Genomic DNA, 13,564 nt, shown 5'->3' on the forward strand with positions numbered 1-13,564 from the left:
ATGGCGTCAGCAGCTTGTCCCTGGCAAGCGGGCGCTAGCAATCGGGCCGATACGGAGGCTATGATCGAGGAAACATTGAAAGGAAACCTGTCCAGTAGGCTTTCTGCAACGGTGAGAAGGGCTTAGGTCGGAGGTGATCCGATCCCACTCTCTCCGCCACATGCAGCTGCAGATGACTGAGGCGACAGCTTTTTCAGGGCCCGCCGATTCGTCATGGCAGGCAGTACTGCGCGGTTTCCAGCGGACCGTTCGCAGGGCAGCTGCAACCGATGTGGCCAACGCGTCTGCAAATCTCTGCCGTCTGTCTCGGTGCAGCAGCTGATTCATGCCCATCATCTGCTTGCCGCTCCCGCTGTTGCTGCAGCCGATGCTGAGCAATGCCGGGGCGGCCTTTCCACTCAGTCAGATTCGTCATGGGGGCTTCCAATGTCTGGTCGGCATCATCGTTCGCGTCACATCTTCCGCATGATTTCAGCGCTCGCTCTTTGCCTGGTGCTGCCTGCATCACAGGCTGCTGCGGTTGACAGTGTTCCGGCTGGGGAGTGGCGCGGAATCCTGTCCACCAGCGGCGGCACGGGGCCGGTTTACGTCGGTCTGAAGGCGCGCCCAGCGGGAGCCGATGGCGTGCGGAGCGCGGACCTGCGGTTCGGGCCTCCGTTCAATTGCGCACTGGAGTTGCGTGCACAGGCAGACGCTTACGCGCTGCAGTCGCGCAATGGTGGCAAGTTCTGCGATGCGCTCTCCGGCTGGCGTGCCCAGCTCCAGGCAGGGGATGGGATGGCATCGGGCATGCAGCTCACGCTGTCGGGTCGCGAGGCGCCGCTGGTCATTGCCCTGGACCAGAAGGCCGGTGCGGCGTTGACCGAAGCGGGACGCTGGCGCTCAATCGCCCTGATGTCGGCGCAGCTGGAACTGGTGGCGACGGCGGTCCGGCCGGGTGATGTGATCGGTCGCCTGCGCTACGGCGCTCCTCGGGACTGCCAAGTGGAATTGCGCTATGCCGGGCATGAGGCAGGTGCTTTGATTGCCTGGATCGTTGCCAACGATAGAGGCTATTGCCGGCGGCTCAGCGACAGCCAAGCCAGGATGCAGCTTCGTCCCGATGGCAGCGCCGTGCTCTCGCTGCTCCTGGAGGGTCAACCCGATATGGTGTCGTTTGAGCGGGTGCCCTGACCTCGATGCAGGTGCGGGCTGCCGGCAGGCGACAACACCGCCGTCTTTCCAGCAGCGATGACAGTGTCTCGGTGTGCCGATGGGCGACGATTCTTGCGGCAGTGGACGAGCAAGACACGAGCACGCGGTCTGGCCAAAAATGGTGCATGGAGCGATCGAGATCAGTGACTTGGAATGACCGGGTGCCGGCTCTCTTCAACGAAGCGGCAGCTCCGGGTCGAAGAGCGAAAGGACTGCCGGGCGTGGGCTGGATCGCCTGCATGCCAGCCGTTGCCATTGCAGGGCAGGGCAGAGTAGGCGTGCGGCCCCCGACAGTTGACTCTCTTCGGCTTCGACGAAGTGTCAACAGCGGGTGTAGCACATTGGCCTGACCCGCCATCAAGCCAGGAACCTCATGAACGCGCCCGTCGAGTATCGTCCCGATCTGGAAACGCCCAGCGTCAGCGAGCAGGAAACCATTGGTTCGCTGGAGGCGCTGTTCGTCGACATGGCTACGACCGTGGCTGAAAAGCAAGGGCATGCGCACCGCGCAGTCCATGCCAAAGGGCAGGGCCTGTTGACCGCCAGACTCACCGTCTTCAACGATCTCCCAGAAGCGCTGCGGCAAGGCCTGTTCGCAGGACCCGGGCAATACGATGCTTACATCCGTCTGTCATCGCCACCTGCAGAACAACTGAGCGATGCTGTTTCGACTCCGCGTGCCCTGGCGTTGAAGGTGCTGGGTGTAAGCGGTGAACGCGTCGAGGGCGGAGACGAAAAGCACAGCCAGGATTTCTTGATGGTCAATGGCCCTTCCTTCACCACCCCGGGCCCGGATGGGTTCTTGCGTAATTTCCGCGTGCTTGCGACCACCACGGAAAAGGCGCCACGCGCCAAGGCAGCGCTTTCGAAAGTGCTTCGGGGGGTCGAGAACACCCTTGAAAAGATCGGCGGGGAAAGCGGCAGCATCAAGCAGCTGGGCGGGCAGCCGCAGGTTCATCCGCTGGGCGAGACGTTTTTCTCGCAGGTGCCATTCCTCTACGGGCGTTACATCGCCAAGTTCTCGCTTGCGCCGGTGTCCAGAAACCTGGTTGACCTCGATGGTCAGCAAGTTGGCGACTCCCAGGACGCGCAGCGCGAAGCCGTTCATCACGTCATCAGCACCCTGGACAGCCCGGCCGAGTGGGAGCTGCGCGTGCAGCTGTGCCTGGATGTGGAAAAGATGCCGGTCGAGGATGCGTCGGTAGAGTGGCCGCAATCCATCAGCCCCTTCGTGGCGGTCGCGCGTGTGGTGGTGGAGCGCCAGGCCGGCTGGGACGCAGAGCACTCGCAGCAGCTGGAAGACCGCATCGCCTTCTCGCCGTGGCATGCCTTGGCCGCGCACCGGCCGCTGGGTGCCATCAACCGGGCGCGCCGTATCGTGATGGCAGCCTCGCGCCGATTCCGTTCCGAGTTCAATCGCTGCCCGATCCACGAGCCGGACGGGGTCTAGCCGTCCTCCTTGCTTGCCCGTGTCATGCAGTACGTCTGCATCCGCGGGCCACAGTGCCCCGGATCGCAGCTGCCAGGCGAAGGTTTCGAGATGCCATTGCGCGCTGCGGCAATCGGCGCGTGGGCTGCCAGGCGACCGCCGCGCCGCGTGGCAAGCAGTGGCAGCCGGCGGGCGCGAGTCATCGGGACTGCGGCTGCTTAGCTGAATGCTCGACGCAGCCAGGCGGGTGGATCGGGAAAGGACCATCAAGAAAGTCCGGTCGCCGCCGCTAGGGACGCATCCCCTAAGCAAGCAGCAGAGGTCGCCATGTTTTTCTCCGACAGCCACAAGAAGGTGGAGGCACTGACCAAAGCGGTTGATGCCACATTGAAGGGGGGCAGTGCGCAGTGGCCCAACAACGGCTCGGCTGTGCTTCTGAAGAAGATGGCCGAGCGTTTGTATGCGGCCCAGCAGGAGCGTGATCTGGCCAAGGCCGAGGCGGAAGACGCGACGACCGCGTTACGCCATCTGGAGGGCCGTTTCGAGCTGGTCGCCAGTGGTACGACCGACGGGCTCTGGGATATTGGTGTCATCGCCGGCGATCCCAGCCACCCCGACAGCCCGGTGTGGTGGTCGCCGCAGATGCGCCGGCTGCTGGGCTTTGCCTCTGAACAGGATTTTCCCAATGTCCTGGACAGCTGGGTCGCCTGCCTGCACCCGGATGACAAGCAGCCGACGCTGGATGCCTTTGCGGCGCACCTTGCCGATCGCAGCGGTCGAACCCCTTACGACGTGGAAAACCGCCTGCGTCTGAAGTCCGGCGAATATCGCTGGTTCCGCGCATTTGGCACTACCGAGCGCGATGCACAGGGCTTGCCGCTCCGTGTGGCGGGTTCGCTCACCGACATCACCGAGCGCCGTGCGCGCGAGCAGTTCCTCGACATCACGCTGACGCGCTTCGAGCTCGGCTCGCAGATGCTCAGCGACGGCTTGTGGGACATGAGCGTGATCGCGGGCGACCCGATCAATCCGAACAACGAATTCTGGTGGTCGCAGCAGTTCCGCCATCTGCTCGGCTTCGAGTCCGAGCAGGACTTCCCCAACGTGCTCGATAGCTGGGCGTCACGGCTGCACCCGGAAGACAAGGAGCGTTCTTTGAACGCGTTCGCGGCGCATTTGAACGACCGCAGTGGCCGCACCAACTTCGATATCGAGTATCGCCTGCAGCTCAAGAACGGCCAGTACCGCTGGTTCCGCGCACGCGGCCTGACCAAGCGCGCTGCCGATGGCACGCCGTTGCGCGCGGTTGGAGCATTGATGGACGTGGAAGCCGGGCGTCAGCTGGGCGAGGTGGCAAATACGCTCAGCAGTGCGGCAGGTGACATCGTGCGCAGCAACGATGACCTGTCGCGGCGCACGGAGCAGCAGGCGGCGGCGCTCGAGGAGACTGCAAGCTCCATGGAGGAGATGACCAGCATCGTTCGCAAGAACGCCGAAGGTGCGCGTCAGGCCAATTCGCTGGCGAGCAAGGCCGCAGAGACCGCGTTGCATGGCGGTGAGCTGGTCAATGGTGTCGTCAGCACCATGGCGGCAATCCAGGCGTCGTCGCGGAAGATCGGCGAAATCATCACCGTCATCGATGGCATCGCGTTCCAGACCAATATCCTTGCCTTGAACGCGGCCGTGGAAGCGGCGCGGGCTGGCGAGCAGGGACGTGGCTTTGCGGTCGTTGCGTCCGAGGTGCGCAGCCTCGCGCAGCGCTGCACCATGGCGGCCAAGGAGATCCGCGACCTGATCGCCGATTCGGGTGCGAAGGTGGGTCAGGGCGCGGAGCAGGTCAACGTGGCGGGTAAGGCCATGGAAGAACTGCTTTCCTCGGTGCGGCAGGTCAACGACATCATGAGCGGAATTGCCGCGGCCAGTCACGAGCAGAGCGCTGGCATCGAGCAGATCAATCAAACCATCTCGCAGATGGATGCAGCGACCCAGCAAAACTCCGCTCTTGTTGACACCATGGCATCATCGGCCCGCGCACTTGAGGATCAGGCGACGGCGTTGGTGGAGAGTGTTGCCAACAGCTCACGCAGCGCCTCCGGCAAGACGAAGCTCGCATTGGCTGCATAACGCGTGTAGCCAGTGCCGCCCTGTGACCTGGTAATGCCGGGAAGCAGGGCGGTGCACTGGAAACCAGCATGCGTTCAATGGCTTTTCTACGCTCGGCCTGAAAAGGCGCCCGGTCTAGGCCGATCGCCTGAAATGTTTCATCGAGCAGGTGCGGTGTCGATGCGTGCGCCGGTCGCGAATGAGGCTCTCTGGATTTTTCCGTCGACCACCTCGTAGAGGCATAGCATCTCAACAAGGCCGATCCCGTCAGGAAAGTTGCGGGTGATGCGCTCTGCGTCGGCGACGATGTTGCCGACGACGGTCCGCGACAACAGCTGCGCATGCAGGTCCGGCTCTTGAAAGCGGGCCAGAAACCGCTCGCGAAGCATGGCATGTCCCTTGGCCAGCTGTGGTCCGTGCAAGGTGTAATGCTCGGCATCGTCAGCATAGGTGGCCAGCAACGCGTCGATATCCTTGGCGTTGTAGGCATCCAGCTGCGCTTGAACGATCGAGAGGGCGCTATCGGTGGTCATGTCTGGGCAATCTGCTCACGTAGGGGGAGGACACGTCGCTATCGTCCGGCATCTGCGGATGACTGCCAAGAAAGAAGGATCGCGTAAGTCCTCGAACGCTGACAACGCGAGCGACAGGCGTCCTGTGCAGCGCTGGATGAGGTGTTGGCGCCGGTAGGGTCTTACGGTCGTGCTGCAGCGCGCCGGGTCTGAAGCACGTTGATCAACGGCCACCCTGAAAGCGGAAGGTGAACAGGAGGTCGGACGCGGAGGCCGTTGTCGAATCTGCTGGCAGGGCAGTGGCGGCGACCAGCGTCACTGCCCCATCGGCCACAGGCACCGGGACGCCAAGCGTGAGATCGATCTGTTTGGACCAACCGCCGCCGAACACGGTCGCCCTGACGATCAACCGGCCCGCCACCACGCATTGCACCTCGGCCGGGCAACGGCTGTCTTCGATGACGCGGTCGGGACGTACCCTGGGGCCATCGACCGCGGCGATTTGTCCCAGCCGCACCGGCCCTTCGATGGGCTGGCTGGCGACCGGGCCTGCCGCCGCGCAGGCGGCAAGCCAGGCTACCAGAAGCGGTGCAAGCGCCAGCGTGCGGAAGGGGCGGAGACGGTCCATGGCGCAATCATGCCCAGGTGTTGTGGAGATGCAAGCCGATGTCTCGGTGCGCTGTGCGGATGTAGCGACCACATCAATGCGATGCAGCGTCACTTCGCCGTGATGCGCTCGCGCAGGTGCGCAGCATTGCGCGAGCGCAGGCAGCAACAAGGCCAGTCACTGAGGATCGCGCTATCCCACCCAGTCAGATCACCGAGGCACCGACCTTGAACACTTCGACCGCGCGCGTCAGCTGGGTCGAATGCGCTTCCAGCGAGCGTGCCGCCGTGCTCGCGGCTTCGACCAGGCTGACGTTTTGCTGGGTGGTTTCTTCCATCTGCGCGACGGTCAGGTTGACCTGTTCGATGCCGCCGGCCTGTTCCTGCGAGGCGGCGGAGATGTGGCCCATGATGTCGGTGACATGCTGGACGCTGGTGACGACCTCGCCCATGGTGGTGCCGGCCTTGTGCACCAGCGTCGCACCGTCGGCGACGCGTTGCACGGAGTCGTCGATCAGGCGTTTGATCTCCTTGGCGGCGTCCGATGAGCGGTGCGAGAGGGTGCGCACTTCCGAGGCGACCACGGCGAAACCGCGACCCTGTTCGCCGGCGCGTGCGGCCTCGACGGCGGCATTGAGCGCAAGGATGTTGGTCTGGAAGGCAATGCCGTCGATGACCGAGATGATGTCGGCGATACGCCTGGACGAGGCCTCGATGCCGGACATCTGTTCGATGACCTGGCCGACCACATCGCGCCCTTCCGAGGCGATCGCGGCGGCACCCAGTGCGAGTTGATTGGCGCGGCCGGCGTGTTCGGCATTCTGCTTGACGGTGGAGGTCAGCTCTTCCATCGAGGCGGCAGTCTGTTCCAGGCTGGCGGCCTGCTGTTCGCTGCGGCGGGCCAGTTCCTGGTTGCCGCTGGCGATGTCTTCGGCGGCAAAGCCGATGCTGTTGGAGGTGGTCTGGATATGCGTGACGATGTCGGTCAGGCGATGCACGGTGCTGTTGGCGTCGTCGCGCATGGAGGCGAACACACCGTGAAAGTTGCCGGTCATGCGCACGGTCAGGTCGCCATCGGCGATGCACCGCAGCAGGTCGGAAAACCTGGCCAGGTTGGTGTCGGAGGTGGCCATCATGGTGTTGAGGTTTTCGACCATCAGGCGGAAGTCGTGCTCGAACTTTTCCGGCTGGCCGCGCAGTGCGAAGTTGCCGGCGCACGCGGCCTGGGTGAGCTGCTGGATCTGCGCGTTGATGGCGCGCAGGTTCTGCTTGACCTGCTGCATGGTGGCGGTGATGGCGGCCTTTTCGCCGGGGTATTGCTCGATTTCGGGAGCCAGGTCGCCGACGGCATAGCTGCCCATGACCTCGGTCATGCGCAACTGGGTCTGCACGTGCGCATGCACCAGGGCATTGGTGTCCTGCACCATGTGCCCGTATTCGCCGGGGAACTGCTGGGCGTCGGTGCGGTAACTGATCTCGCCGGCATCGTGGCGGGCCGCCATGTTGCGTTGGGCGGAGATCACATCCTGCAGGCGGCGCTGCATCTGTTGCATCGCGCGCAGCAGCTGGCCGGACTCGTCCTTGCTGGTGGGCAGGTCCTGGCTGCGCAGGTCGCCGTCGTTGATGCGCTCGGCCAGCCGCAGCGATTGGCGCAAGGGCAGCACCACGCTGCGGGTCAGCAGCAACGCAATGGTTGCGCCCAGCAGCAAGGCGATGACGGTGGAGACCACCATCAACATCGCAAAGCCGCGCGCGGTAGTCACCGCGTCCTTGGCGGCCGCGCGGTTCTTGGCCTCCTGCAGGTCGATGAAGGCGTTGATGCTGGCCAGCCAGTCGACGAACGCAGGGCGCGCCTGCTGCAGCAGGCGTTGTTCGGCATGCGGCTTGTCGGCGCCATCGCGGAATCCACGCACCTGCGCGATCAACGGCATGGTGCGCTGCTCGATGGCCTTGATCCGCTGGAGGATGGCCTTCTCTTCCGTGTCCGTGGAGGCCGCGATCATGTCGTCCAGCGGCTTGGCGGAGCGGGCGTAGTCCGCGGCGAGCTTGTCGATCGATTGCTCTGCCGTGTGCCGGTCTGCCGGGTCGTCCAGCAGCACGACATCGCGCAGGGCGATCGCGCGGTCGTGCACGCTGCCGCGGAAATTGATCGCATAGCGTTGTTTGACGCTGTTCACTTCGTTGATGGCGGTGAGCTGCTGGTCAATGCTGCGCACGCGCTGGATGCCGACGACGGTGAGGATCACCATCAGGACAATGATCGCGAGGAAGCCGAGGGCCAGGCGCTGACCGATGCGCAGATTCGAAAGCAGGGACATAGGGAGTGTGATCGGTGATCCGGCGAGCGGAAGAGCGGGAAGAATCCCAGCAACAGCTGGGAGGCGATGCGCCCGGGACACCGATGGGGTCGGCAGCGTTTCCGCTGCACGAAGGATGTCTCGACCTGTTCGTTAGCGGCCTGCCTCAGCGGAAATGAAACCGCCGGCCCGGGCGCGATTCATCCATGGTTGGCTTCGCGCCGCCGCCAGGCCAGCGCATCGAGGTCGCAAGCCAGCGCCCGCGGCCGCAGCGTCGCGGTGCCGGTCAGCGTCGGGACGGCGGCGGATTCAGGCGCTGCCAGTGGCCGAGGCGTGGAGAGGGCTGCTGCGCGGAAACTGCGGCCGATGTCGGGCGTCGATCAGCACGCACCGTGCGGCCACCGCAGCACAGCCGCCGCTCCAGACGGCCTCAGTCGTAGCGCGACAGATCCGGCGCCTTCATCGATGGCGTCATCAGCTTGGCGGCAAGGTGCTGGAGGCTGGGGTGGCTGGCGAATTTCAGCGCGCCGTGCAGCAGCTGGATGCCGAGCCGGCTGTGCGGATTCATCAGGCGCGGGCCGATCTTCGGCACGCCCTGGCCTTGTTCCACCATCGGCCGCATGGCGTCGGCGTAGGCGGCAAAGGCCTGCTCCAGGGTCGCGGCGCGTGCGATCTCGTTGGCCAGCACATAGCCGCCGGTGACCGCAAGGGTGGCGCCGATGCCGGCCAGCGGGGTTGCGCACCAGGCGGCGTCGCCGGTCAGCACGACGCGGCCGGCGTGCCAGCGCGGCATGCGCACCTGCCGCAAGGCGTCGAAGTAGAAATCCTCGGTGGTGTCCATGCCGTCCAGCACCCGCCTGGCCTGCCAGCCGGCGTCGGCGAAGCGTTCGCGCAGATAGGCCTTCTGGGTCGCCACATCCCAGTCCTGCTCGCCCTCGGGGGCTTTCTGCAGCGACAGCATGGCGCGCGTGGTGCCGTGCTGGTCCGGGCGCAACGAGATGCTGCGCCCGCCGGTGCTGTGATACCAGCGCCACAGGCGGTCGTCGTCGGCGCTGCGTGCGATGGTGAAGTAGGCGATGGTCAGATCCATCCAGCGCGGGTCGTTCTCGCCGGGGAACAGCCGCTCGCGTGTGGCCGAGCCGACGCCTTCGGCGACGATGACGGCATCGAAGCGGTCGCTGCGTCCGCTCTGGAAGCGGACGGCGGCAGCCTCGCCGTCGTCGTCGATGCTGGCGATGCGGTCGCCGAACCGGTACTCGGCGTTCTGGCGGGCGGCGTCGTAGAGCAGGCGGGCGAGGTCGCCGCGCAGGATTTCCAGCTCCGCGGTCGGGCCATCGCCGTCGATGGCGTCGGTCTTGAAGGTCGCCACCGCATCGCCGTGGTCGTCGACCCAGGCGGTGCCTTCCTCGCCGGTGCCGTGAGCGAGTGCGGCCTGCTCCAGGCCCATGCGCTGCAGGACCTGGCGGCCGACGCCACGCACGTCGATGTTCTGGCCGCCATCGCGAAACTGCGCGGCCTGCTCGACGACGCTGACGTCGACCCCCTGCCGGGCGAGCGCCCAGGCCACGGTGTTGCCGGCGACGCTTGCGCCGGTGATGAGGATGCGACGCGCCATGACAGATCACCCGAAGCAAGAAATATCATGAGTGATATTACATGGCCTGGTCGCGCTGCTCCAGGTTGGCGATCAGGCGCTGCATGAATGCGACAGCCTGCTGCGCCTCCTCGGGGGAGAAGTCCTTCAGCGCATCGGCATTGAGATCGACCAGTATCCTGCCGCCGATCTCGGCGATCCTGCGCCCGCGCGGCGTGAGCGAGACCACCGCGGCGCGGCGGTCCTGCGGCGTCGGGGCGCGCTCGATCAGCTGCAGGCCCTGCAGTTTGTCCAGCAGCGCCACCATGGCCGGCTGCTTCACTGCCGAGTCGATCACCAGGTCGCGCTGCAGCATCGGCCCTTTCCAGGACAGCAGCATGATCGGCCCGAGCAGTGCCAGCGACATGCCGTGCGGCCGCAGCTGCGCATCCACCAGACGATTGAAGACCCGCGCAGCATGGTTGGCCAGATACCCCGGCGCCACCGCAGCCAGTGGGTGAATGAGTGCATCGCGATCCTGCATCTGCGTCATCGTGCCATGCCGTTGGGCCATCGCGCGATTTTATCCGGGCACGCGCCCCACCGGGCATCGCCTGCGCGCCGCGGCCGGGCATCGATGCCGGCTGCCGCGCCAACGCGCCATGGTGGGGCGGCGCGCAGGCGGCAGGCATCGTCTCGAGTGTTGTAACGTAGGCGGGCGCTGCACGCCTTGCAGGGCGCCAACGGCCACGCCGGATGGCGTTGGTGCCAGGTCAGGCCGACATGTCGGCCTGTTCCGCTCCTGCCGGCCGGCGACGCGCGGCGTTGGCCCCTGGTTCTTCAATGGTTCGTCAAAGATGCTTGTTTGGGTGATTGGTAAGCCGGCCGCGCACCGCGTTGCGCCTTGCACGCAAGACGCCTGCCGTCGGGCGGCAGCACGCCTGGGCGCCACATGAGCGCGGCGTTTCCGTATGGCGACAGCGCCATGGCGCAGGCCGTGCGTGCCTACGACTGGGCCGCAACGCCAGTGGGGCTGACGACGCAGTGGCCGTCGCCGCTGCGCAATGCCGTCAGCCTGATGCTCAGCTCGCCGGAAAGCATGTACGTGGTGTGGGGCGATGCGCTGACCTTTTTCCACAACGATGCATACACGCCGATTCTGGGGCCGCGGCAGCCGCGTGCGCTGGGTGCGCCGCTGCGGGAATTGTGGGCCGATGCATGGGAAGCGGTGCGTGCGCCGATCGAGGCCGCGTTCGCGGGGCGCGCCTCGCGCTTCGAGGAAGTGCCGATCGGCATGAACCGCTACGGCACGCCGGAAGACACCTGGTGGACGTTCTCGTTCTCGCCAATTTATCTGGACGATGGGCGTGTGGGCGGCGCGTTCTGCGTCACCAACGAAGTCACCGAGCGCAAGATGGCGCAAAACCGTCTTGCCGATGAGCACGAGCGGCTGATCCGGTTGTTCGAACAGGCGCCGATGTTCATGGCGTTCCTGAGCGGTCCGCAGCATCGGGTGGAATTCGCCAACCCGTGCTACTCGCGGCTGATCGGGCACCGCGAGGTGATCGGCAAACCGCTGGCCGAGGCCTTGCCGGATCTGGTCGAGCAGGGCCATCTGCATCGCCTGGACGAGGTGTATCGGTCCGGTCGCGCCTATGCGGCCAATGCGCTGGCCTACAACGTGCAGGCCGAGCCGGGTGGTGCGGTGGAGCGGCGCCTGCTGGATCTGGTCTACCAGCCGATCGCCGGCGCCGACGGCACCGTCTCCGGCATCTTCGTACAGGGCCTGGACATCACCGACCGCATCGGCCTGGAACGGGCGGTGCGCGAGGCGGAAGTGCGCAACCGGCAGATCCTGGACAGCGTGATGGACTACGCGATCATCGCCACCGACCTGCACGGCCTGGTGACGTCCTGGAACGAGGGCGCACAGCGCATCCTGGGCTGGACCGAGACCGAGATGCTGGGCCAGACCCTGGAGCGCACCTTTACCCCGGAAGATGTGGAGCGCCGGCAGATCCTGATCGAGGCGGCGGCGGCGCTGGAGAGCGGCAGCGGCATGGACGAGCGCTGGCATGTGCGCAGGTCCGGCCAGCGGTTCTGGGCGAACGGTTCGCTGATGGTGCTGCGCGAAGAAACCGGCGCGGCGATCGGCTTTGTCAAGGTGTTGCGCGACCGCACTGCCGAGCGGCTGGCCAGCGAAGCCCTGCGCGAGAGCGAGCGCCGGCTGGATGCGCTGGTGCGCGCGTCCTCGCAGTCGATCTTTTCGGCCAGCACAGACTGGCGCGAGCTCCGCCAGCTGGTTGGCGAGGGGGCGCTGAGCGATGCGCTCTCGGCAAGCTTGAACTGGCAGCAGGAGATGGTGCACCCGGACGATCGCGCGCGGCTGGCCGAAGCCATTGCGCATTCGATCCTCAACAAGAGCGGGCTGGACGTGGAATACCGCGTGCTGGATGCCGATCAGCGGGTGGGCTGGACCCTGATGCGCGCGATTCCCTTGCTGGACGAGCGCGAGCAGATCGTGGAGTGGTTCGGCACCGCTGCCGACATCACCGACAAGCGGCTGGCCGAACAGCAGCTGCGCCAGCTGACCGAAACCCTGGAAGAGCGCGTGCGCGAACGCAGCGCGGCGCTGCTGCTGGCCGAGGAAAAGCTGCGCCAGAGCCAGAAGATGGAGGCGGTCGGCCAGCTGACCGGCGGGCTGGCGCACGACTTCAACAATCTGCTGACGGCGATCAGCGTCGGTCTGGAGCTGTTGCAGACGCGCATCGAACAGGGCAGGTACGACCGCCTGGAGCGCTACGTGGACATGGCGCAATCCAGCGCCGCGCGCGCCACCGCGTTGACCCAGCGGTTGCTGGCGTTCTCGCGCCGGCAGACCCTGGCGCCCACCGCGCTGGAGGTGCAGGCGCTGGTGCAGGGCATGCACGACATCATCGCGCGCACGCTCGGGCCCTCGATCGCCTTGCGGCTGCGCCCTGCAGCCGACGCCTGGAAAGTGCTGGTGGATGCGCCGCAGCTGGAAAACGCGCTGTTGAACCTGTGCATCAACGCGCGCGATGCGATGCCCGATGGCGGCGAGCTCACCATCGCTGTCGCCAACCGGGTGCTGGAGGCCGGCGCCGCCCAGCAGCTGGATCTGCCGATCGGCGAGTACGTGTGCCTGAGCGTGCAGGACACCGGCACCGGCATGAGCGCCGATGTGATGTCCAAGGTGTTCGAGCCGTTCTTCACCACCAAGCCGATCGGGCAAGGCACCGGTCTGGGCTTGTCGATGATCTACGGATTCACCCGCCAGTCCGGCGGCCACGTGCGGATCGATTCGGAGCTGGGCGTCGGCACCACCATGGCGCTGTATCTGCCGCGCGTCGATGGCGTGCCGGCGCAGGACGAGGCGGTGCCGGCGACCGAGCAACCGCTGCGCTCGACCGCGCCCAGCTGCACGGTGCTGCTGGTGGAAGACGAAACCGCGATCCGCGTGTTGATGTCCGAAGTGCTGAGCGAAGCGGGCTACCGCGTCATCGAGACCGCCGAAGGCAGCGCGGCGGTGGAGCGCCTGCGCTCGCAGGAGACGATCGATCTGCTGGTGACCGACGTCGGCCTGACCGGCGGATTGAACGGGCGTCAGGTCGCCGACGCGGGGCGGCAATACCGGCCGACGCTGCCGGTACTGTTCGTCACCGGCTACGCGGCCACCGCGGCGGTGGGCGCCGGGCAACTGGAGGAGGGCATGGAGGTGCTGACCAAGCCGTTTCTGGCCGTGGACCTGGAACGCCGCGTGGCGCAACTGCTGGAACGCAAATCGCACTGAGGCCTGCATGCAGGCTTGGCGATGATTCGGTTGAGGTTG

At 65.9% G+C, this 13,564-nt stretch carries 9 protein-coding genes; 4 read left to right on the plus strand and 5 right to left on the minus strand.

The genetic code is table 11. The annotated features are described in order from the left end of the window. Positions 1–426: 426 nt before the first annotated feature. From XarbCFBP7408_RS07315 to XarbCFBP7408_RS07325, 3 genes are all read left to right on the plus strand, one after another. Entirely contained in the window at positions 427–1,173 is a 747-nt protein-coding gene (locus tag XarbCFBP7408_RS07315; protein WP_104562395.1) for a hypothetical protein, read from the plus strand. A 394-nt stretch (positions 1,174–1,567) separates the two neighbouring features. Continuing rightward, positions 1,568–2,644 carry a catalase family protein gene (locus XarbCFBP7408_RS07320; RefSeq protein WP_104562396.1) on the plus strand — a complete coding sequence of 359 codons (1,077 nt, stop codon included), beginning with the start codon at positions 1,568–1,570 and terminating at the stop codon, positions 2,642–2,644. Between the two features lie 306 nt (positions 2,645–2,950). Continuing rightward, on the plus strand, positions 2,951–4,747 hold the full coding sequence (locus tag XarbCFBP7408_RS07325; protein WP_104562397.1) for a methyl-accepting chemotaxis protein: 1,797 nt from the start codon (positions 2,951–2,953) through the stop codon (positions 4,745–4,747). Positions 4,748–4,884: 137 nt separating this feature from the next. On the opposite strand, the gene XarbCFBP7408_RS07330 is transcribed toward XarbCFBP7408_RS07325, so the two are convergent. The 5 genes from XarbCFBP7408_RS07330 to XarbCFBP7408_RS07350 all read right to left on the minus strand — a co-directional run bounded on the left by XarbCFBP7408_RS07330 (position 4,885) and on the right by XarbCFBP7408_RS07350 (position 10,258). Next, positions 4,885–5,259 carry a nuclear transport factor 2 family protein gene (locus XarbCFBP7408_RS07330; RefSeq protein WP_104562398.1) on the minus strand — a complete coding sequence of 125 codons (375 nt, stop codon included), beginning with the start codon at positions 5,257–5,259 and terminating at the stop codon, positions 4,885–4,887. A 202-nt stretch (positions 5,260–5,461) separates the two neighbouring features. Next, positions 5,462–5,866 (minus strand): hypothetical protein, encoded by a 405-nt coding sequence (locus XarbCFBP7408_RS07335; protein WP_104562399.1) that lies wholly within the window; start codon positions 5,864–5,866, stop codon positions 5,462–5,464. A 184-nt stretch (positions 5,867–6,050) separates the two neighbouring features. After that, positions 6,051–8,162 (minus strand): methyl-accepting chemotaxis protein, encoded by a 2,112-nt coding sequence (locus XarbCFBP7408_RS07340; protein ID WP_104562400.1) that lies wholly within the window; start codon positions 8,160–8,162, stop codon positions 6,051–6,053. Between the two features lie 409 nt (positions 8,163–8,571). Beyond that, the gene (locus XarbCFBP7408_RS07345; protein WP_104562401.1) at positions 8,572–9,756 is read right to left on the minus strand and encodes an FAD-dependent monooxygenase; all 1,185 of its coding nucleotides are present in this window, start codon (positions 9,754–9,756) and stop codon (positions 8,572–8,574) included. Between the two features lie 37 nt (positions 9,757–9,793). After that, positions 9,794–10,258: a MarR family winged helix-turn-helix transcriptional regulator gene (locus XarbCFBP7408_RS07350; RefSeq protein ID WP_104562478.1), complete on the minus strand. Its 465-nt coding sequence runs from the start codon at positions 10,256–10,258 to the stop codon at positions 9,794–9,796. 408 nt (positions 10,259–10,666) lie between these two features. Between XarbCFBP7408_RS07350 and XarbCFBP7408_RS07355 the strand changes: the two genes are divergently transcribed. Then, positions 10,667–13,525, plus strand: coding sequence for a hybrid sensor histidine kinase/response regulator (locus XarbCFBP7408_RS07355; RefSeq protein WP_104562402.1), 2,859 nt, complete (start codon positions 10,667–10,669; stop codon positions 13,523–13,525). Positions 13,526–13,564: the final 39 nt, after the last annotated feature.

This window comes from Xanthomonas arboricola pv. guizotiae, from assembly GCF_002940205.1.
GTDB lineage: Bacteria > Pseudomonadota > Gammaproteobacteria > Xanthomonadales > Xanthomonadaceae > Xanthomonas > Xanthomonas arboricola_C.

Bases quoted from the DNA above. Each gene is read 5' to 3' on its own strand.
- XarbCFBP7408_RS07320 (WP_104562396.1), top strand. From the start codon at position 1,568: ATGAACGCGCCCGTCGAGTATCGTCCCGATCTGGAAACGCCCAGCGTC.
- XarbCFBP7408_RS07330 (WP_104562398.1), bottom strand. From the start codon at position 5,259: ATGACCACCGATAGCGCCCTCTCGATCGTTCAAGCGCAGCTGGATGCC.
- XarbCFBP7408_RS07350 (WP_104562478.1), bottom strand. From the start codon at position 10,258: ATGCAGGATCGCGATGCACTCATTCACCCACTGGCTGCGGTGGCGCCG.
- XarbCFBP7408_RS07355 (WP_104562402.1), top strand. From the start codon at position 10,667: ATGAGCGCGGCGTTTCCGTATGGCGACAGCGCCATGGCGCAGGCCGTG.
- XarbCFBP7408_RS07335 (WP_104562399.1), bottom strand. From the start codon at position 5,866: ATGGACCGTCTCCGCCCCTTCCGCACGCTGGCGCTTGCACCGCTTCTG.
- XarbCFBP7408_RS07345 (WP_104562401.1), bottom strand. From the start codon at position 9,756: ATGGCGCGTCGCATCCTCATCACCGGCGCAAGCGTCGCCGGCAACACC.
- XarbCFBP7408_RS07340 (WP_104562400.1), bottom strand. From the start codon at position 8,162: ATGTCCCTGCTTTCGAATCTGCGCATCGGTCAGCGCCTGGCCCTCGGC.
- XarbCFBP7408_RS07315 (WP_104562395.1), top strand. From the start codon at position 427: ATGTCTGGTCGGCATCATCGTTCGCGTCACATCTTCCGCATGATTTCA.
- XarbCFBP7408_RS07325 (WP_104562397.1), top strand. From the start codon at position 2,951: ATGTTTTTCTCCGACAGCCACAAGAAGGTGGAGGCACTGACCAAAGCG.